At 59.2% G+C, this 19543-nt stretch carries 16 protein-coding genes; 6 read left to right on the forward strand and 10 right to left on the reverse strand.

The window, feature by feature from the left end:
* Positions 1–14 precede the first annotated feature (14 nt).
* The 10 genes from RCCGE510_RS29400 to RCCGE510_RS29445 all read right to left on the reverse strand — a co-directional run bounded on the left by RCCGE510_RS29400 (position 15) and on the right by RCCGE510_RS29445 (position 11452).
* A complete protein-coding gene (locus tag RCCGE510_RS29400; RefSeq protein WP_037080343.1) occupies positions 15–863 on the reverse strand; it encodes an NADPH-dependent oxidoreductase in 849 nt (282 codons plus the stop codon).
* 22 nt (positions 864–885) lie between these two features.
* The gene (locus tag RCCGE510_RS29405; RefSeq protein WP_007636412.1) at positions 886–2211 is read right to left on the reverse strand and encodes an LLM class flavin-dependent oxidoreductase; all 1326 of its coding nucleotides are present in this window, start codon (positions 2209–2211) and stop codon (positions 886–888) included.
* Positions 2208–3428 carry an acyl-CoA dehydrogenase family protein gene (locus RCCGE510_RS29410; protein WP_007636414.1) on the reverse strand — a complete coding sequence of 407 codons (1221 nt, stop codon included), beginning with the start codon at positions 3426–3428 and terminating at the stop codon, positions 2208–2210. Before RCCGE510_RS29410 ends, RCCGE510_RS29405 begins: the two co-directional genes overlap by 4 nt.
* Before the next feature lie 13 nt (positions 3429–3441).
* The gene (locus RCCGE510_RS29415; RefSeq protein ID WP_007636416.1) at positions 3442–3783 is read right to left on the reverse strand and encodes a DUF3088 domain-containing protein; all 342 of its coding nucleotides are present in this window, start codon (positions 3781–3783) and stop codon (positions 3442–3444) included.
* Between the two features lie 10 nt (positions 3784–3793).
* Positions 3794–5149: an LLM class flavin-dependent oxidoreductase gene (locus RCCGE510_RS29420; RefSeq protein ID WP_007636418.1), complete on the reverse strand. Its 1356-nt coding sequence runs from the start codon at positions 5147–5149 to the stop codon at positions 3794–3796.
* 11 nt (positions 5150–5160) lie between these two features.
* A complete protein-coding gene (locus RCCGE510_RS29425) occupies positions 5161–6339 on the reverse strand; it encodes an acyl-CoA dehydrogenase family protein (RefSeq protein WP_007636420.1) in 1179 nt (392 codons plus the stop codon).
* 352 nt (positions 6340–6691) lie between these two features.
* Complete coding sequence (locus RCCGE510_RS29430; RefSeq protein WP_240539709.1) at positions 6692–7567, reverse strand: hypothetical protein; 876 nt, start codon at positions 7565–7567, stop codon at positions 6692–6694.
* 156 nt (positions 7568–7723) lie between these two features.
* On the reverse strand, positions 7724–7915 hold the full coding sequence (locus RCCGE510_RS34935) for a hypothetical protein (protein WP_157179962.1): 192 nt from the start codon (positions 7913–7915) through the stop codon (positions 7724–7726).
* Positions 7916–7928: 13 nt separating this feature from the next.
* Complete coding sequence (locus RCCGE510_RS29440) at positions 7929–8123, reverse strand: hypothetical protein (RefSeq protein WP_037080346.1); 195 nt, start codon at positions 8121–8123, stop codon at positions 7929–7931.
* Between the two features lie 884 nt (positions 8124–9007).
* A complete protein-coding gene (locus RCCGE510_RS29445; RefSeq protein WP_037080202.1) occupies positions 9008–11452 on the reverse strand; it encodes a glycoside hydrolase family 3 C-terminal domain-containing protein in 2445 nt (814 codons plus the stop codon).
* A gap of 470 nt (positions 11453–11922) precedes the next feature.
* Here RCCGE510_RS29445 and RCCGE510_RS29450 point away from each other — a divergent pair, with 470 nt between their 5' ends.
* The 6 genes from RCCGE510_RS29450 (at position 11923) to RCCGE510_RS29475 (ending at position 19532) form a co-directional block, all read left to right on the forward strand.
* On the forward strand, positions 11923–14439 hold the full coding sequence (locus RCCGE510_RS29450; protein ID WP_007636431.1) for a methyl-accepting chemotaxis protein: 2517 nt from the start codon (positions 11923–11925) through the stop codon (positions 14437–14439).
* An 82-nt stretch (positions 14440–14521) separates the two neighbouring features.
* Positions 14522–15415: an MBL fold metallo-hydrolase gene (locus RCCGE510_RS29455; protein WP_007636433.1), complete on the forward strand. Its 894-nt coding sequence runs from the start codon at positions 14522–14524 to the stop codon at positions 15413–15415.
* Positions 15416–15427: 12 nt separating this feature from the next.
* Positions 15428–16552 (forward strand): zinc-dependent alcohol dehydrogenase family protein, encoded by a 1125-nt coding sequence (locus tag RCCGE510_RS29460; protein WP_007636435.1) that lies wholly within the window; start codon positions 15428–15430, stop codon positions 16550–16552.
* 141 nt (positions 16553–16693) lie between these two features.
* Positions 16694–17350, forward strand: coding sequence for an N-acyl homoserine lactonase family protein (locus RCCGE510_RS29465; protein WP_240539718.1), 657 nt, complete (start codon positions 16694–16696; stop codon positions 17348–17350).
* 151 nt (positions 17351–17501) lie between these two features.
* Positions 17502–18191 (forward strand): GntR family transcriptional regulator, encoded by a 690-nt coding sequence (locus RCCGE510_RS29470; RefSeq protein ID WP_007636440.1) that lies wholly within the window; start codon positions 17502–17504, stop codon positions 18189–18191.
* A gap of 108 nt (positions 18192–18299) precedes the next feature.
* On the forward strand, positions 18300–19532 hold the full coding sequence (locus RCCGE510_RS29475; protein WP_007636442.1) for an alpha/beta hydrolase: 1233 nt from the start codon (positions 18300–18302) through the stop codon (positions 19530–19532).
* Positions 19533–19543: the final 11 nt, after the last annotated feature.

Genomic DNA, 19543 nt, shown 5'->3' on the forward strand with positions numbered 1-19543 from the left:
GGGCCGATCGGTCTTCACTTCAGTTTGAAGCCAAGCCTGCGCGTGACCTCTCCGAGGACATGACGGCCCTTGAGAGATTCGACGGTGCCGATGCGGCTCAGCACCTGATCGGTCCAGTCGATCGATGGCATCGCCTGCTCGCTCTGGAAGCTGCGCAGCACCCAGTTATAGTCGGCAAGATCATCCTGCCGCAGTTCCGGGCGATAGGTCTCGCGATGCAGGACAGTGCTCTGGGCCAAGCGCGGCTTTACCCCTGCCGGCACCGCCGGATCGGGAAAGCCGACCGTCAGGCCGAACACGGGGAAGACGCCGTCCGGCAGGCCAAGCTCACGGGCGACGGTTTCCGGATCGTTGCGGATTGCACCGATGTAGCATGTCCCGAGCCCGAGCGATTCAAGGGCAACGACGGCATTTTGCGCGGCAAGGGCCGCGTCAATGACGCCGAGAAGAAAGCTCTCGATATAGTCGAGGCCTTCTGCAGTTGAGCCGCGCTCCGTCGCAATCGCGCGTGGCCGGGCAAGATCCGCCAGCCAGATGAGCAGGAGCGGCGCCTGTGCGACCTGCCGCTGATTGCCGGCAACGGCATTCAATCGGCTGCGGCGGCCCTCATCCTCGACGGCGACCACGCTCCAGGCCTGCAGGTTGGATGAACTCGGCGCCGACTGGGCGGCGGCAATTGCAAGCTCGACCGCTTCGTGTGGCACCGGGGTGGGCAGATATTGACGCACGCTCCGATGGCTGAGGATCGTATCGACAGTCTCGTTCCAGCGTCCCTCGAGGCGCTGGTCATTGCGATAACGCTCGCCAGCAAGCTGCTTCAGGCGATCGCTCTCATTTGGCTTGGTCGCTGCGGAAGGGGCCATCACGTTCTCCTTGTTGATCTCGTCATTGCGCCGCTGCGGCATAAGGGTTGGCCGGGCGGGCGAGACCAAGGTGTTTCCGCAAGGTCCTGCCGGTGTATTGCCGCCGGAAAAGGCCGCGTTGACGCAGGATCGGCACGACCTCGTCGACGAAGACTTCCAGGCCATGGGGCAGCACATCCGGCATGAGATTGAAGCCGTCGGCGGCCCCGGCACTGAACCACCGCTCGATATCGTCGGCGACATCCCTAGGCGTGCCGACGATGGTGCGATGGCCGGTGCCGCCGTTGAGCGCCCGGATCAGACCCCGCGCGGTCAGGCGCTCGCGCCGCGCAAGCGCCAGTGTGGCGCGGAAGAAGGTATGGCCACCATCCGGTGGAAGCGGAATATCATCCGGCAGCGGCGCATCGAGATCGAGGCCTTTTGGATCGAGCTGCAGCACCCCTGCAAGCCGCGACAGGCTGTATTCCAGCGGGATCAGTTCGCGGAGCTCCTCTTGACGGCGACGCGCCTCGGCCTCGGTGCTGGCGATGATCGTCGCAAGCCCCGCCAGGACCAGGAGACTGTCCGGCGAACGTCCGAAGCTGCCGGCGCGCCGTCTGAGGTCGGCTGCGTACTCAAGCGCTTCCTCGAAGGACTGCGAGGCGGAAAAAACCGCCTCCGCATGTTCGGCAGCAAGTTCTCTTCCGTCATCGGAGCCGCCGGCCTGGACGAGAACCGGATGGCCCTGCGGGGGGCGCGGGATGTTGTGCGGCCCATACACGGAAAAGTGCTTTCCGCGATGGGCGATCGCATGCACTTTTGCCGGATCGACAAAACGCCCCGTCGCTGCGTCGCCGACAAAAGCATCCTCTTCCCAGCTGTCCCAGAGGGCCTTGACGATTTCGGTGAATTCGCCGGCGCGCTCATAACGGCTGCTATGGGCGACCGGTTTTTCCAGTCCGAAATTGCGGCTCTGAGACAGGTCCGCGCTGGTGACGATGTTCCACCCCGCCCGGCCCCCGCTTGCGTGATCGAGCGTCGCGAACCGGCGCGCGAGATTGTAAGGTTCGTTGTATGTCGTCGACGCCGTGGCGATCAGACCGATCCGCTCCGTATGGGCCGCGACCAGAGCCAGCACGATGGTCGGCTCCAGCGACGTCAATGGCCGGAAGTCCACCCGATCCGAGATCGCCGCCTGGTCGGCGAGGAAGACGGCGTCGAAGGTGCCTCTCTCGGCGATCCTGGCGACGTTGATGTAGTGGTTGACGTCGAACGAAGCGCGGGGATCGCTGCCCTCCATGCGCCAGGCCGCGGGAGAAAAACCGGAATGCAGGATGTTGATGTTGAGATGAAGCTCGCGCGGGCTCATTGAAAGATCCCGGGCTCGGGATAGTCGCCTGTCAGGAACCATGACCCGACATTGCGGGTCTTATACTCTGCCGGATTGTGCAGCGTGTGAATGCGGACGTTGCGCCAGAAACGATCGAGACCGTAGGGGCGAACCGCTGACCGCGCTCCCATGACCTCGAAAATCTCGCTGGTCACTTCGAGCGCGACGCGACCGGCAAGGACGTTCGCCGAGGCGACGGCGATCGCGGCGGTTCCGCGGTCCGCATCCGTCAGGTCCTGTCCTTTTTCATAGACCGCGTCGACCGCCGTCAGGGCGCGGTCGGCGAGCGCGGTCGCCGCCTGGACCTTGATCCAGAGCTCGCCATACTGGCGCTTGATCCAGGGATCGTCCTGATGACGCTCGACACCGGAAAAAATCCAGGGGCGAGACTTGGTGACGCTATAGTCCCGCGCGGCGATAAGCGCTCCCTGGGCGCTGCCGATGAAAACATTCAACAGCACGCTCTGTTGCTGCAGCGGCGCAAGCAGGGCGATCGGATCCCGCGGCCGCTCGGGCACGATCTCATCGGCGTGGATTTTCACATCCTTGTAGACGACCCGGCCGCTGCCCGTCTGCCTCTGCCCGATGCCATCCCAGTCGTCGGCGACGGTGATACCTTCGCGGGTCGGCGGAATATGCGCGATGCTGCGCGCGTTGGTCTCTTCGTCCTCCCAGGCGACCAGCAGATAATCGGCCACATGTGAGCCAGAGGTGAACGGCCTGAACCCATTGAGGACAACCCCATCCCGTTCACGCCGCCCGAAGAGACTTTTCGAAAAGCTGTTGCTGGTATTGCCCCAGAACCAGCTTCCGGCCGCCGAGCGACGAAGAAGATCGCGGGCGTGAGCGTCCGGTCCGGAGTTGATCGCATTTTGCAGCGGACTGAAATGGTATCCGAACAGATGCCCGAGCGATCCGTCGACCTTGGCGAACTCGCGAACGATCCGCATCGCTGTCGAGTAACGTTCGCCGATGCCGCCGAATTCCTCGGGGATCAGCAGGTTGACCAGCCCGCTTTCCTTCAGCAGCCGGATCTGCTCTTCCGGCCGGCCGCCGGCTTGATCTCGCTCGATCGCATCCCGGGCGAAAATATCGCGCAGCTCTGTTGCCTTGGCGATATTGGGGTTCGTTCTATCCGGCTCGAAAAGTTCAGGCGAATGCACGGGCTGCTCGAAACCGGCGGGTTTTACGGTCATGGCTGGTCACTCCTCATTTGTGCAGGCGCGGAAACCCGTGTCGTTCGGAAAGCAGTTGGAGAATGCGATCAGTCGTGTTGACGAAACGCTTGCCGCGCCAGTCACCCGCGTCCGGCGGAGCCGCGTTGGCAAGAATGAAGACCGGCAGGGACTGATTGTCTTCACCGACATCCTCGATGACTTTGCGTCGCGGACGAGGGAAGGGGACCCGCTCGACGTCGATGCCGGCTGCAAGCTGCGGAAAGCTGGCGAGCAGCCCCTCGATCGCGTTGCAATGAGGGCAGACAAAGGTGATGCCGGGATGTTTCGGGTCTGAAAAGCCGGGCTCGATGAGGTAGAGCTTGTCACGCGCCATTGATCTTATCCTATTCTGCAGCGGCCGCAGTGCCGGCGGCGAAGCGGTTGACCGGACGTTTGAGGCCGAGATTTTCGCGCAGCGTCGTTCCCTCGTACTCGGTGCGGAAGAGACCGCGGCGGCGCAGCTCCGGCACGACAAGCTCGATGAAATCGACAAGGCCGCCCGGCATGATCGGCGCCATGATGTTGAACCCGTCCGCGCCGTAATTTTCGAAGCGCTCTTCCATGACATCGGCGATCTGAGATGGCGTGCCGACGACCTGCCAGTGTCCGCGCGCGCCGGCGATCCGCAAATAGAGCTGGCGGATGGTGAGGTTTTCCCGGCGGGCGAGTTCGAGCACCAGTTCCTGCCGGCTCTTTCCGGCATTGGTCACCGGCAGATCGGACGGGATCGGCCCGTCGAGCGGATAGGAGCTAAGGTCGACACCGCTCAGCTGTGACAACAGGTTGAGGCCAACCTGCGGCTGGATCAGCTCCTGCAGCGCCTCGAACTTCTCCTGAGCCTCCGTCTCGCTGCGGCCGACGACCGGAAAGATGCCCGGCAAGATCTTGAGATCGTCCGGGGAGCGGCCGTATGCGCCGAGCTTTCCCTTGACGTCGGCATAGAAGGCCTTGGCTTCTTCGAGCGTGATGTGCGCGGCGAAAATCGCCTCCGCGGTGCGGGCGGCAAGCTCCTTGCCCGGCCCCGAGGCGCCGGCCTGAACCAGAACCGGGCGGCCTTGCGGCGAACGCGGTATGTTCAGCGGTCCGCGCACTTTGAAGTGGCGGCCTTTGTGGTCGAGTCTGTGCAGCTTTTCCGGGTCGAAATAGCGGCCGCCAGCCTGATCACGGATAAAGGCGTCGTCATCCCAGCTGTCCCAGAGACCGAGCACCACATCGGCAAATTCCTCGGCCCGCTCGTAGCGATCGGCATGCAGGATCTGCGTTTCATGCCCGAAATTATAGGCGGCCTCCGGGTCTGACGAGGTCACCAGGTTCCAGCCGGCGCGGCCGCCGCTCAATCGGTCGAGCGATCCGAATTGGCGGGCAAGATTATAAGGGTCGGAGAAACTGGTCGATGCCGTGGCAATCAAGCCGATGTTGCGCGTGACGCTTGATACGGCGGACAGGAGCGTGATCGGCTCGAAAGGATAGACGCCGCTATGCGCCTTCCGGCTTGCGGCTTCGACGTCCTTCAGCCGCGCCGCCACGCCGTCGGCGAAAAAGATCGCGTCGAATTTTGCCGCTTCGGCAAGCTTGGTGAGTTCAATATAGTTCTCGAGGTCGGTGCCGACCGAAGCCTGCGGATGGCGCCATGCGGCGACATGATGACCGGTAAACAGGAGGAATGCGCCAAGCTTAATCTTATCTTTACGTCTGCCCATGAGATGTCCCTTCAGCGGTACATTGCCGGCACCGGGAATTCGCCGGAAAGCAGCCAGGTGCCGATCGTCCGCCTTTTGTATTCAGCCGGATTATGGAGGGTGTGGGTGCGGACATTGCGCCAAAACCGGTCGAAGCCATTGGCATTGGTTGCCGACCGGGCGCCCATGACCTCGAAGATTTCGCTCGAAACGGCCAGGCCGGCCTCGCTCGCATAGACATTGGCTGTTGCGATATCGATTGCCGCGGCGCCCCGATCACCTGCTGTCAGGCCAGGTCCCTGGTTGAAGGCGTCATCGAGGCTACGGGCAGCCTTGTCTGCAAGTTCGGTCGCGGCCAGCGTCTTGATGTAGAGCTCGCCGTATTGCCGTTTGATCCATGGGTCGTCGGTGTGTTTCTCCACGCCGGAATAGATCCAGGGACGCGACTGGGTCGAGGTATATTCCCTGCCTTCGTCCAGAGCGCCTTGGGCGCTGCCGACAAAGACGTTGAGAAGGACGCTCTGCTGCAGCAGCGACGTCAGCGACGTGTAGGGTGTCAAAGGGATATTGGGCGAGCTGATCAGCTCTTCGTCGAGGATTTCGAGATCTTTGAATCTGACGGTGCCGCTGCCCGTCTGCCGCTGGCCGATACCGTCCCAGTCGTTTTCGACGACGATGCCGGTCCGATCGGCGGGAATAGCGGCGGTCAGCCGCTCTCCCTCCGGATTTTCCCATGAAATCTGGATGTAGTCGGCGATGTGGGAACCGGAGGAGAACGGGCGCGAGCCGTTCACGACCCAGCCATTGTCGATGCGCCGGCCCGACGAAGTCTTCGACATTGCATTGCCGGAATTGCTCCACATCAGATGTCCAGCGGCTGACGCGCGCAGCCAGCGGTCTTTCTGTGCGCTCGAGCCACGGAAAAGCACGAGGTTGAGGGGAAGATGGTGATAGCCGTAGAGATGGGCCAGCGAACCGTCGGTGCGGGCGAATTCTCGCACGACACGCAGGATCGATAGCCAGGAGGCCCCCCGTCCGCCATAGCCGACCGGGATCTGGGCCGATGGCAAGCCGCTTTCTTTGAGAAGCCGGATCTGCTCGATCGGCCTGCCGCCCAGCTTGTCGCGCTCGACCGCATCTTGATCGAAAATCGCCGCCAGCTCGACAGCCTTGGCAACGAAGGGATCCGTTACATCGCGTTCGAAAGACATATCAGCCCCATGTTTGTCGGCTTTGCGGGCCGCGCTTCGGGTTCAAAGGTTTGGCGAATGTCGGTTCAAGTCCAGCAATATCTATTTGAGTTCACGGCAAGAGATTCTTTCTCGCCAACTTCAAGCGACCGGTTTACGGTTGCGGGTCGGCCTCGAGTTGGCGATACGCCCGCTTGCACAAAGGGCGATACCGTCGTTTGCCATGTTGGCAACGAATGACGCCATGCGGTTGCAAGTTCGATACGTTCAGCTGAACTGGATCGGACAGCAGTGGGTCTGCCTCAGCCATTTGCAGGACTGCAAAAGCCATGGAAACGGTCAGCGGCTTGCTCGTGGATGCCTCTACAGTTCCTCATTCATCTCGGTTCCAGCCTTTGCTTTCAGCTGTCTTTGCGACGAGGGATGCATAGTCCTTGCCGATCTCGTCGAGCTTTTTGACCAGTTCACTATCCGCTCCACCGAGCAGGCTTTGATAGTCCTCGCCTCTTTGTGCCTTCTCCCAATCATTCCCGATGAAGCGTGCGGTGGCCTTGCCGGAAGAAGACACCTCTGATCCAGGATTGCCAAAGGATGCGGCAGTGCGTTTCAGACCGTCTTCGAAAGTCGCGTCATCAAGGCCGCTGTAAGGCTTTCCTTCGGAATTCGTCACATTGAGGAAGATTTGTTCGTCTCCGAATGCGGTGTAACCGCCGCCCAAGCCCTTTTTCGTTGCGTCCGCTGCCTCGAAGAACTTCTGCGCGACGGTGGCGTTGAGGCTGTCTTTGGGGAACCGCACGACCACAAAGCCGGTCTTACCTTTCGTGTCGTCAAGGCGGGAGGCAAGGACGCTATATTGGCGGAAGACGTAGCCCAGCGAACCGGCAAGTCGATCAGCCGTGGGGTCATCAAGATCCCCCTCGGTCTGAAGCGATGCATTGGTTTTGAGCAGATACCCGCCTGGCGTTACCTCTGTCTCCAAGGTCGCAGGGTCGATGCCGTTGGCTGTGACGATTTTCGGCACGATCTCTTTGAGCACTTCGGCTGCAAATGCCGCTCGATCATCATAGCTGGCCTGGGAAAGCCGCGGCAAATGGAAACCTGCGGAAGGCGTTGCCTCGTAGGACAGAAGCACCTTTTGGTCTGCCAGCGCTGTATTCTGGAATGCAAACGGGATGACGGCAGTCAGAACCGCTGCTCTCAATGTGGTTCGTAATGCGAGGGCCCTTTGGGCGAAAAATCTGTTTTGCATGAATTATAGTCCTGGTTTAACCAACTTCCTTGTTGTCGATACCGTCGACCTGATTGGGCTCGTGGGGTGTTTGTATTGACCGCATTCTTGACTGGGTTGCCGCTGGTAGAGTCACCATGCGGAGGGCTCACGGACGACGGCCTTGGGCATGCTCTTTCAATGGCGATGCCTGTAGTGGCGCGAACAGATTTCGGTGGAGAGCTCAGCGCATTTCGATTGGAGTTCCTTATGGGTGCCGTCTTCGAAATGATCGTCGAGGAGCAGGGCGCGATACTCCTGAGCAAGCAACCTCGTTTCGAGATCGTCGTGCAGCGCAGAGAGCCGGAAGAACTGGCGTAGTCTGCCCATGGTGTCTCTCCGATTAGGTGGCGTGATGAACGGTGTGTGATGCCGACATCAGTTTGTGGATTGCCCGCAGAGCCTCAAACGGCGAGGCAAAGTGCTGACCATCGAGATCATGCACGTGGAACTTAACGGCGATGAATTTCAGCACGTCCTTGTCCGGAACGACGATGCCGACCGGAACGCCGGCGTATTCGATCACTTGTTTGGCCATTGCGATCATCCGATAAGATCTGCCCTTTGGCGAAGGTGCCATTAGTCTATCAATTTAATAGACTATATAAAGGCGTCGGGGGAATGACTATTCCGTTTGGTACCAAAAGACGCTGAGAATTGAAGAAAATAATTCTAACGCGAGAGCGTGTAGCAGTTTGGCCGCCTCATGACGCCGGCAGCAATTAAGGCGCTGCCGCCGACGAACCCTTGAGCGCGGTGGATGTGAGACGAGACCTCCGGCGGTGGCTGAGGGAATCCGCTGATGGTCCCGATGACGTCTTCCTGCTTCCGAACGATCTAAAACATGGTCCGACGGCGCTCGGCTCAGGATACCGGGAACCGTGACGCGGGTTATCGACAGACCGGACTGTCGCCAATTTCTGACCTCGACCGGTACCGGCGACACGCTGGAACTGGATGTGCCCCGAAATTCGCCATCCACACGGTGATTAAACATGACATCACGACTCCAAACGCTCATGGTCTCCACCCGGCCGAAGGTCGTCATCCTTGCTCCAACGTCGACGTTGACCAGCGAAAGGCGAGAGTGTCGCATCTGTAATGGGCTAACTGTCGCATTACCAAATGGAGTGCGGCGATACGTTATAACATATCGCGTAAGCAGATTTATGGAACATCTGGGCGGTCATTCGGGAAGTGTTGTTTTTCCCTCTCGATTTTCCTGATCGGTCAAACTTTTGGTTAGGATCGTTCAGAAAACATTGCCTGTCTTTGGAGGCGCAGGCGGTGTTTGGCCATGCCATCAACCAAGCACCTGTTTTACTGAGGCATTCTGTCACTCAACTCACCCAGCTTCACCGCCAAAACTGCATTCGTTGGAACTCAACCACCGCCCAATGTGGTCATTGATTTGCGGCACATTCAGAGCGCCAAGACAGCACCCTTTTGCGTGACAGTTACAATCAAACGGATGTCGGTGGCCGAGAACCCAGCCATCACTGCAAATTCCCCCGCCTCTATCCGCCAGCGCCGCTCGGTCGTGTCGAAAAAGGCAAATGTTCGGGCGTCGAGAACGAAACTCATCTTTCGTTTCTCACCGGGTTCCAGGGCGATTTTCGAGAAGGCTTTCAGCTCTTTAACCGGTCTGGGTACAGATGTTTCAACATCGCCGACATAGATTTGCACCACTGTCGAACCTAGCCGCTCGCTGATGTTGGTCAATCCCAGCGTCACTGTCACCGCGCCGGCAGCGTCCGGTAGCCCTACCGTCAGGTCCGACATCGCAAAGCTTGAATAACCGAGACCATGACCGAAGGGGAACAGCGGCTTAGTGCCATGGCGATCGTAGTGCCGATAACCGACGAACACACCTTCGTCATAACGCACATGGCCATCCTTGCCTGGATAGACCGCGTCATCCTCGGTATGTGTGGGATTGTCACCCCAGCGCACGGGGAAGGTCTGTGCCAGTCGGCCCGAGGGCTCGGCCTTGCCCAGGAGCACATCGGCGATCGCGTTGCCAGCCTCCTGTCCGGGATACCAACATTGCAGTACTGCACGAGCACCCGAAAGCCAGGGCATTTCCACCGGTCCACCGGTTTGTAGTACGACAATCGTGTTCGGATTGGCCGCAATTACCGCCTCAACAAGCTGGTTCTGCAGACCAGGAAGTGCGATGCCGCGAAGATCGGAGCCCTCGGTATCCCAGTCGCCCGTTCTGCCCACGAAGATTACCGCATGATCAGCCTTTGCGGCGACGGCTGCTGCCTCGGCAATCTCCGCTTCGGCCGAAAACCTGCCTATTCCTACCCGAATTGCGGCGATATAGAGGTTGATGTGATCGTGCCGGGCGTACTCGGCGACGACCTCGTATGTACGGCCGGCTTCGAGCGTGATGTCACCCACGACCTCTTCGCAGCCTTCTTCAAAGAATGTGGTACCGCGTGTCCAGGAAGCCCAGGCGTCCACCACAAGCTTGCCGTCCACATAGACCCGGCCAAGGCCAGCCGAGGTCAGCCCGACGCGATAGACGCCCGCTTCTGACGCCCTGAAAGTGGTGCGCATCCGGGCCGAAAAGCGATGCGGATCGACCGTGCCCTCGGCCACGGGGGGCAACCAAACACCAAGGCTCGACGGTTCCTCGACAACCTTCACCGGCTCGCCAGCAAGTTCCCTTCCTTGGAAAAATTCGAAGGTTGTCGGGTTTTCGATCAGCGGCTGAAACCGATAATTGCTGCAACCCTTAGCGTGGAACAGGTTTTCCTCACCCAGCGCGTCCACCAGCCCCTGCCACGGACTGACGACATAGTGAGGGTTCAACTGTGCCGAGCCACCTCCCATAACCTGCGCGATCTTAGCATTGGGGCCGATGATGGCGACCGTACCTTGCTGAGCCAATGGCAGGATGCCGTCATTCTGCAGCAGAACTGCGCTTTCCGCTCCCGCACGCCTGATGAGCGCCCTATGTTCCGGGCGATTAATGGCGTACTCCTTAAACTCGCGATGATCGTTGATTGCACCGGTGCGTTCCATCAGGGTCAGGATATTGCGCACACAGGCGCGGATCGTCTCGACACTCACCTCGCCGCCTTTGACCGCGGCCAGAAGCTTGGGGCCGCGGTCGCGGGTCGGGCCAGGCATCTCCAGATCCAGCCCCGCATTCACGGTGGGTGCGGTCGAACGCGAACCGAACCAGTCCGACATCACCACGCCGTCAAAATCCCAGTCACCACGCAGAACCTCGTTCAATAGCCAGTGGCTTTCCGCCGTGTAAATACCGTTTAGCTTGTTATACGAAGACATCACGGCCCAGACCTTTGCCCGCTTCACCGCCGCCTCAAAGGGTATCAGGTAGACTTCGCGCAGAGTGCGTTCATCGATATCTGAAGAGATGGTTGTACGTTCGACCTCGGACTCATTGCCGACGAAATGTTTTATCGTGGCACCGACTTTCCTGGACTGCAGACCTTCGATATAGCCGACGGCAAGTTCCGCCGTCAGTATCGGATCCTCAGAGAAGCACTCAAAGTTGCGGCCGTTTGTGACGCTGCGCTGGATGTTAACGGTGGGGGCTAACGAGACGTGGGCACCTTTTGAAAGAACCTCGTCACCTAGGGCACTGCCGATTTCCTTGGCTAGGTCCGGATTCCAACTCGCTCCGATGGCGATGCCCACCGGGAAAGCCGCTGCAGTCACACCTCCGACAAAAGACCCCGCCCCGCGGGCGCCGTTGGGGCCGTCGGTCAAGCGCAATCTCCCTATCCCTAGGCGGTCGATGGGCGGTAAAGACCAGAACGTATCGCCGGAAAGTAGCGAGACCTGCTCGGCCAAGGTCATATTATCGAGCAATGCTTTCGTATCAATCATCTTTTCTGCTTCCTCAATCTCAACACTTATCTTTCCCAGATCGGCATCTCGAGATGCATATTGGGAAGCTGGTGATCTCGGCGCCATGGAGCCGTCCATCCATGAAAAGGACGGCCCGTTTGTTCACCAAGGCGTCGCGTCCCGTCGTCGCGAGGACGACGACATCTTCGCAGCCTTCACATAGCCGAGATGCGGTCACCGCTTTCCACTGAAAACAAGGACATCGCGGTTTGATCGATGTCAGCAGTGAAAGATGTGCCGGCTGCGGCAGCGCCGGTTCTGTTACGGAGTTATTCCTCCGCAAGTTCATGAGACAGTTCGAACCTTAGCAAGCTTTATCAGACAATCTGTTGACAGACAATCCTCGGTCGCGCAGCTTTCGTGTCGTCATTGATGATTCGATGCTTCCATCGGAGGCGGATCCCGATTGATGAAGTTTCTTCACCGCCTATGGACAAGGATCGACCACAATGGACAGGCTGTTGTCCCGTTTCCGGCTACAGACCAAAGTAATCATTTTCGTACTGCCTTTCATAATCAGCATTTGCGCGGTGGGGTTTTTGGGACACTACGCCGCGGGTCTCCTACAAAGCCGCCTGGAAACCTCGAGCCAGGTGATGCAGGTGCTCTCGGGTTTCCGTGACGTCTCCGCCTCGATGAGAGAGTTTCTCGACGAGGCGTCGGAAGAAAGGCGCGATCGCGTGAAGGCTGACCTGCTCGCCCAGCAATCGCATCTGCAGGCTTTAGTGACGAATGCCGGAGCTACGGGGGAAAGCGAAGGCCTCCTGTCGGCAAACGCGATCATGCGGGACGTGGTGGACAATTTTGGCTCTCTCTGGAGCATCCATGAAAGCGAAGAGCAACTGATAACCTCGATCGCCAATCATTCTGAATCGCTGGTTTGGTCGCAGGATGAAATGCTCAGGCTAGCTGACGAGTTGAGAAAGTCCGGCGAGCAGTCCGAGGGCGCCGCCAAATCGATGTTGCGCGATGCCGACAGGGTGACAGGCTATGCAACCTTCTTTCTTGATTTTGCCGCGGGCTACCAATCCGCCGGAACGACCGAGCTGAAACTCGAATATTTGCGCGGCAAAGTGGGCGAGTTGCGTCGAAGCGCCCGAAATCTGCGGGCTTCCTTGCCGTCGGACGCTACCAAACTGTCGAGCTCGGTCGACGGCGCGGTGAAAAGCGTAACAGAAATTCTGTCGCAGGGCGCCGCATCGGACAACGCCGTAGGCCTCGACACCGCAATGTCCGCGTTCAAGGAAATCTCCGTCGGGATCAACGCGGTGGCGAACCAGCAAACAAAGAAAGCAATCGTCGAGTTCGCAGGTCTCGACCAACGTTTGGCCAAGATCAGCAGCGCCCTGGACGGCAGCCGAAGACTTTCGGACTCCAGCTATCTCATCAGGATACACCTTGCGCGCTTCATAGCCGACCCTACCGAACAAAACCGCGCGCAGCTCGTCCAGAACTTCGACAGGACGAAGAAGGAGATATTGGACATCTGGAGTGCCGCTTCCGATCTCGACCTTTTCAAGGCAGTCCAGAATACGGTCCCTCCGGCGGTAGAGGGTATGACGCAGGACAGTGCGAAGCTCGTCGAGATCTCGGAAGTCAGGCGTGCGCAATATAGGCAAACGACAGACCAGTTGAACACCATATGGGGCCACCTCACGACGTTTGCCGAGGCCCAGCGTGCCAGGGCCATCGAAGAGACGGCCCGTGCGAACGGCATTGCCCTCATAACGATATTTGCAGGCGTCCTCGTCGCGCTTCTCGCTGGCTTTGGGATGATTGCGACTTTCAAGAAACCTGTCGTCCGGTTGACCGACGACATGCGGCGTTTGTCCGAAGGGGACCTTGACATCGAGATCGGCGGTTCTGAGCGCGCTGATGAGCTCGGAGAAATGGCCCGGGCACTCTGTGTCTTCAGGGAGAATGCTGTAAGGAAAATCGAGATCGAGAACGACGCGGATCGTCAACGATCAGCTTCCGAAGCTGAACGTCGGCACAGCGAGGCGGAGAAAGCCCAGATCGACAAACAGATCGGCGACGCCGTCGACAGTCTTGCCGCTGGGCTGGAGAGGTTATCCAACGGTGATGTTTCGAGCACGATCGATCAACCGTTCTCTGGGCGGCTGGAACAGTTGCGAAAAGACTTCAACAATTCGTTGCTGCGCTTGCAGGCGACGATGTCGGAACTTCGCGGCAACATCGTGCTCATTCGGCAAAATGCAGACAATCTCAGCAGTGGCGCCGATGATCTCTCCCGCCGCAGCGAGCGTCAAGCCGCATCGTTGGAGGAGACCGCGGCTGCGGTTCATCAACTCACCGCGACGGTGCGTTCGTCGACAGAGCAGGCGCAAGCCGCAGCCCGGCTTGTAAAGGAAACCAAGCAGGCCGCGGATGCGTCTGCTTCAGTAGTCACGAACGCGGTCGACGCTATGGGCCGTATAGAAGCGGCTTCTGGCCGCATTTCGCAAATCATCGGCGTTATTGACGAGATAGCGTTCCAGACCAATCTCCTGGCACTCAATGCTGGTGTCGAGGCCGCGAGAGCTGGGGAAGCGGGACAGGGCTTCGCTGTCGTCGCCCAGGAAGTCAGGGAGCTTGCCCAGCGGTCGGCCCTAGCCGCCCAGGAAATCAAGGAACTCATCGCAAGATCGACCGAGGAAGTCGCCTCGGGATCGCGATTGGTGAACGAGGCGGGCAAGGTGCTGATTGCCATATCGTCGAATGTTGCCGGAATTTCCGAAAGGGTTGAGCTTATCGCTGCGGCGAGCAGGGACCAGGCTGCTTCGCTTATCGAAGTGAACCAGGCCGTTGGCGAGATCGATGACAGCACCCAGCGAAACGCTGCCATCGCCGAGCAAGCCCACGCCGCCACTCAGGAACTTACAAAAGAGACCCAGCGGCTGATGCAACAGATCGAACAGTTCAACATCGGCAGGCCAAGGGGTCACGTGCTTTCGGTTGTTTCCTGACGTCATCACGACACCAATATTGTGTTGACAGATTTTCATACAATCTGTCAAATAGTGCAGCCAATCTGGGAGGATAAGCGGCGTGCTCAATGACCAAGCGCATCAGACTAAGTTGCCCTATTTCTATCCGTTCAAGTTCGGAACCGGCGAAATAACGGTACTTTCGGACGGACCGTTGGAGTTGGGCGACCCGCGGGAGAATTTCCTCGGGGTCGACGCGGCCACGGTGACGGAAATGCTCAACAGGAACTTCCTGTCCAGTTCGTCGGTAACCCTCGAGCAGAACATCCCGCTGGTCAAAATTAACGGAAAGACCATCCTGTTCGACACCGGGATGGGGACGTCGAAGATTTTCGGGCCGACGACCGGCCGCTTGCTGAAAAGCATGCAGGAGGCAGGCATCGACCCCTTGGAAGTCGATACCGTGGTGTTGTCCCACGCACACATCGACCACACCGGCGGACTTTGCGATCAGGACGGCAAGCTTAATTTTCCGAACGCGGAGATCTTCATAAGCGAAAGCGACTTCGATGACTGGACCGACGGAGGCAAGCTTGATGACGGTTTCAAGGCCCAGGTGGAAAATGCCCGGAGGAACCTTCTTCCACACCGTGATCGGATAACGCATTTCGTGGACGGTCAGGAGTTTCTGCCGGGCGTGCAGGCGGTGCACGCTCCAGGCCACACCTTGGGCCACTTCTGCTTCCTCATGCAGTCTGACAACGATCGGCTCTGCTTCCTCGGCGATCTCACCCATCATCATATCCTGCTGATGGAACGCCCGTGGATGGAGTTCAAGTACGACACCGATCCCAAGCTCTCGGCGCGGTCGCGCACCCGGGTGCTGGATATGCTCGCGACAGACCGCATACCCGTGATGTCCTATCACTTTGCGTGGCCCGGGCTCGGCAACGTCGCTCGGGAGCGGGATGGCTTCCGCTACGTACCCACCGCCATGCAGATGCTTTCGCGATAGGAATACACGACAATGCAGATGAAATCAGTCATTCTCCGAGAGTCAGGGCTTCCCAAGCCGTATGCAAGTTCGCGACCTCTCAGTGTCGAGACCGTCGATCTGACGCCTCCCGGCAATCTTGAGGTCCTGGTCAAAATCAAGGCCGCTGGTGTGTGCCACTCCGACCTGTCGGCGATAAATGGCGACCGGCCCCGCCCGCTGCCTGTCGCGTTGGGGCATGAAGCATCCGGCATTGTCGAAGAAATCGGACCCGGCGTCGATACAGTGAAGGTTGGCGATCACGTCGTGATGTCGTTCCTGCCGATCTGCGGACACTGCGATTACTGCGCGGGAGGACGCGCTAGCCTCTGTGAGCCTGGCTATCGCGCAAACGCCGCCGGGACATTGTTGAACGGTAGCAAGCATATCCGTCTTCGCGGCTACGATATCAACCATCACAGCGGCGTATCGGCGTTTTCGGAATACGCGGTCGTGTCGGCGCACTCGGTCGTCAAGATCACCAAAGACGTGGACGTCACGATGGCGGCCCTGTTCGGATGCGCCGTCATGACAGGCGTCGGTGCGGTCGTAAACACGTGTGGCGTGAAGCCGGGACAGTCGGTCGCCGTCATCGGCCTTGGGGGCGTGGGCTTGTCGGCGGTCCTCGGAGCGGTGACCAGCGGGGCAAGCGAGATCGTCGCCATCGATTTGATGCCGGAAAAGCTTGAGCTGGCTAGGTCGCTGGGCGCGACGCTTACCTTCCTGGCAACCACGCCGGATGTCATCGGCGAGGTCAAGGAAGCGACACGCGGGGGAGTGGACTACGCCATCGAGATGGCAGGGTCGAGCAAAGCGTTCGAAACCGCTTATGGCATTACGCGGCGCGGCGGCACGACGGCGACAGCGGGTCTGGCGAACGTGAACACCAAATTCGAGATCTCGCCGCTTCCTCTTGTCGGGGAAGAACGCATCATCAAAGGCAGCTACATGGGGTCTTGCGTGCCTTCGCGCGATATTCCCCGTTATATCGACCTGTTCCTCAAAGGTAGGTTGCCCGTGGAGAGACTGCTGTCCAGCACTGGCCCGCTTGAGGAAATCAACGAGGCCTTCGACCGGTTAGACCGTGGCGAGGTGATCCGGCATCTGCTGGTTCCCTGAGCCTGCGGAAGGAGCGAGAATTTGAGCGACTGGAAAGTCCTGGCGATACATTACGGCACTGCGGTTCGCCCCGTTGGCGAACTCGGCCTGGAAGCAGGAGATCCCCACGACGCCCCAGGCAGGATCGAGTATTTCGTCTGGTTGATCCGCCACGGTGAACGCCTGATCCTGGTTGATACCGGGTTTAGCCCGCAGGAGGCTGAAAGGCGCGGGAGGACCATGTTGATCCATCCGGTCGAAGCGCTTCGCCAGCTCGGGATTTCCGCATCGTCCATTACCGACGTCGTCATCACGCATCTCCACTATGATCACGCGGGAAACCTTGCGGACTTCCCCGAAGCCCTGTTCCACTTGCAGGATCGGGAGATGGCCTACGGTACAGGACGATGCATGTGCCATGATCGTCTTCGGCGTCCCTTTGCAGTGGACGCCGTCGTTGATGCGGTCCGCCTGACGTTTTCCGGCAGGATGCGCTTCCACGACGGGAACGGCGAGATTGTGGAGGGGCTCACCATCCATCTCGTCGGCGGTCATTCCAAAGGCCTTCAGGTCGTGAGGCTGGACGATGGCGATGAAGTCGTCGTCATCGCATCGGACGCACTCCATTTTCAACGCTATCTGGAGCATGACGACGTCTTTCCGCTTTTCGCCGATTACGCCGACGTACTGGAGGGATACCGAACTCTCCGTGAGCTATCAGGACCGTCCGGAGTACTTGTTCCAGGCCACGATCCCGCAGTCCTGACGGGTTTTCGATCGCTGTCACCCGATCTCGCTTTTGCAAAGGTTCTGCGGTAATGGGGACGCGTGGAATGTCCGGTAAGAGACAAAGCTAGGGCGTTCTTCGCTTTTGTCAGACAATCGGGTTGTCTCATCAGGATAACCCACCATATAGTACCATGACTTGCGCGGCCGCTTTCGGCCTTGGTAAAACGGACTTTTGGATCCGATGGGTGATATGGATTTACAGATTGCACGACAGAGTGCCACATTGCGCACTCAGGTAGAAGATAAACTGCGGCAGGCGATATCAAGCGGCCGTTTCAAGCCGGGTCAGCGCCTCGTTGAGCGAGAGCTCTGCGAGTCGATCGGTGTAGGACGGACATCAATCCGCGAGGCGCTTCGACAACTCGAGGCCGAGGGCCTCATTACCAGCTATCCGCACCGCGGTCCCGTCGTCAGCACTATCACTTACGAAGAAGCCGCTCAGCTCTACAGCGTCAGGGCTTTGCTAGAGAGCTATGCCGGAAAGGAATTCGCTGAAAACGGAACCGCCCAGGATATCCATACACTCAATGAGGCGGTTGCTGAGTTTGCGGAAGCGGCGGCAAGCGGCGGTGGGAGCAGGCTCATCAAGGCGAAAACCGCGTTTTACGATTGCCTGATGCAAGGGAGTGGAAACGTCTTCGTCAAGCAAATGCTGACATCGCTCCACAATCGGGTGACTCTCCTGCGCATGACGTCGATGACGCAGCCGGGGCGCTTGAACCACAGTGTGGAAGAGATAAAGGAGATCGCTGCGGCCATTACTGACCGAAACGGAGCGAAAGCCGCCGCAGCCTGCAAGTACCACATCGATATGGCGGCTAAGGTCGCACTGGACTACCTTCGTAAAACCTCCGAAAACGACGGCGATTGAAGAAGCGGCAACAGCCGGTATTGACAGATTGTCTGATAATCTGCTTATTCGAAGTCATGGCGCTGCCGACGCGTGCGGCCTGGCGCTCGTTCGAACAGGGAGGTTGCTTTGGGCACTTTTAATGAATTGCGGTCCCGCATAGCGGAGGCTCTTGGGGATCGGGAATTGCCCCGGCTCACTCCGGACCTGACAATGGACATCGCCTTCTACGTCGGCGATCAGGTGATCGCCCTCAATTTCGCTGAAGGCGGCGCGGCGATCTCGGGGGAAAGCGATAATCCCCAGGTGACAGTGAGGGCCACTGCGGACGCCTGGGAGCAGGTTCTAATGACGCCGCCGCCCGCCACCTTTCACTCCTTCACAGCGTTGCAGCTTGCAAATCCTCTCTTCGAGATCGCCGGCTCACCGCTCGCCCTTGCGAAAGCACGCCCGGCTCTGGAGCGGGTGTTCGAGCTCGTCGTTGCGTCCCCCGAGATGAAAGCGGAGCATGCTCAACGCGACCTGCGTCAAATCCGGGGGCAGTATGCCGTCGTCGATATCGATGACGTCCCCCATGAAATATATTACGAAGAAGCAGGCGAGGGGGTGCCGGTCCTGTTTCTTCACACCGCCGGAGCGGATAGCCGCCAATTCATTCCTCAACTGGCGGACACCGAGCTTGCGAAAACCTACAGGCTGATCGCTGTTGACCTACCATTCCACGGTCGGTCCATGCCGCCGCTGACATGGGATGGAGCACCCTACAAGCTCACGGCATCGCTGTACCTGAAATGGTGCACGGCCATACTCGAACAGGTCGTTCGCGAAAAGGCGATTGTTGCGGGTGGGTCCATGGGCGCGGCAATGTCGCTGGTTCTCGCCGCGGAACGGCCGGAGCATGTCCTCGGGATCGTGGCGATCGAGCCACCTTTCCGCTCCAAGGGACGCCGGAACCCATACCAGCATAACGTAAACGTACACGGCTCACTTCATAACTCGGCGTATGTCAGAGGGATCATGAGCCCACTTAGCCCCTCAGGCGAGCGCAGGAGGTCAAGCTGGATCTATTCGCAGGGAGCACCCGGAGTTTACCCAGGGGATCTTTCCTTCTACAGCGACGAGTTCGACGGAGCAGTGACAGCTCCCCGTATTGACCCATCACGCACCCCGGTGGCGCTGCTCTCGGGCGACTATGACTACTCAGCCACTCCGGACGACGGTGCCAAGCTCGCCGAACTCATTCCGGGATGCCTCCACCTCGTCATGGACGGTCTGGGTCACTTCCCCATGTGCGAACACCCGAACTTCTTCCGGAGCTATCTTGTAAAAGGGCTCGAGTTTGTCCGGCAAGCCGCGCGCTAAGCGGTCGGACT

The sequence above is a fragment of the Rhizobium sp. CCGE 510 genome (genome assembly GCF_000292525.1).
Lineage (GTDB): Bacteria > Pseudomonadota > Alphaproteobacteria > Rhizobiales > Rhizobiaceae > Rhizobium.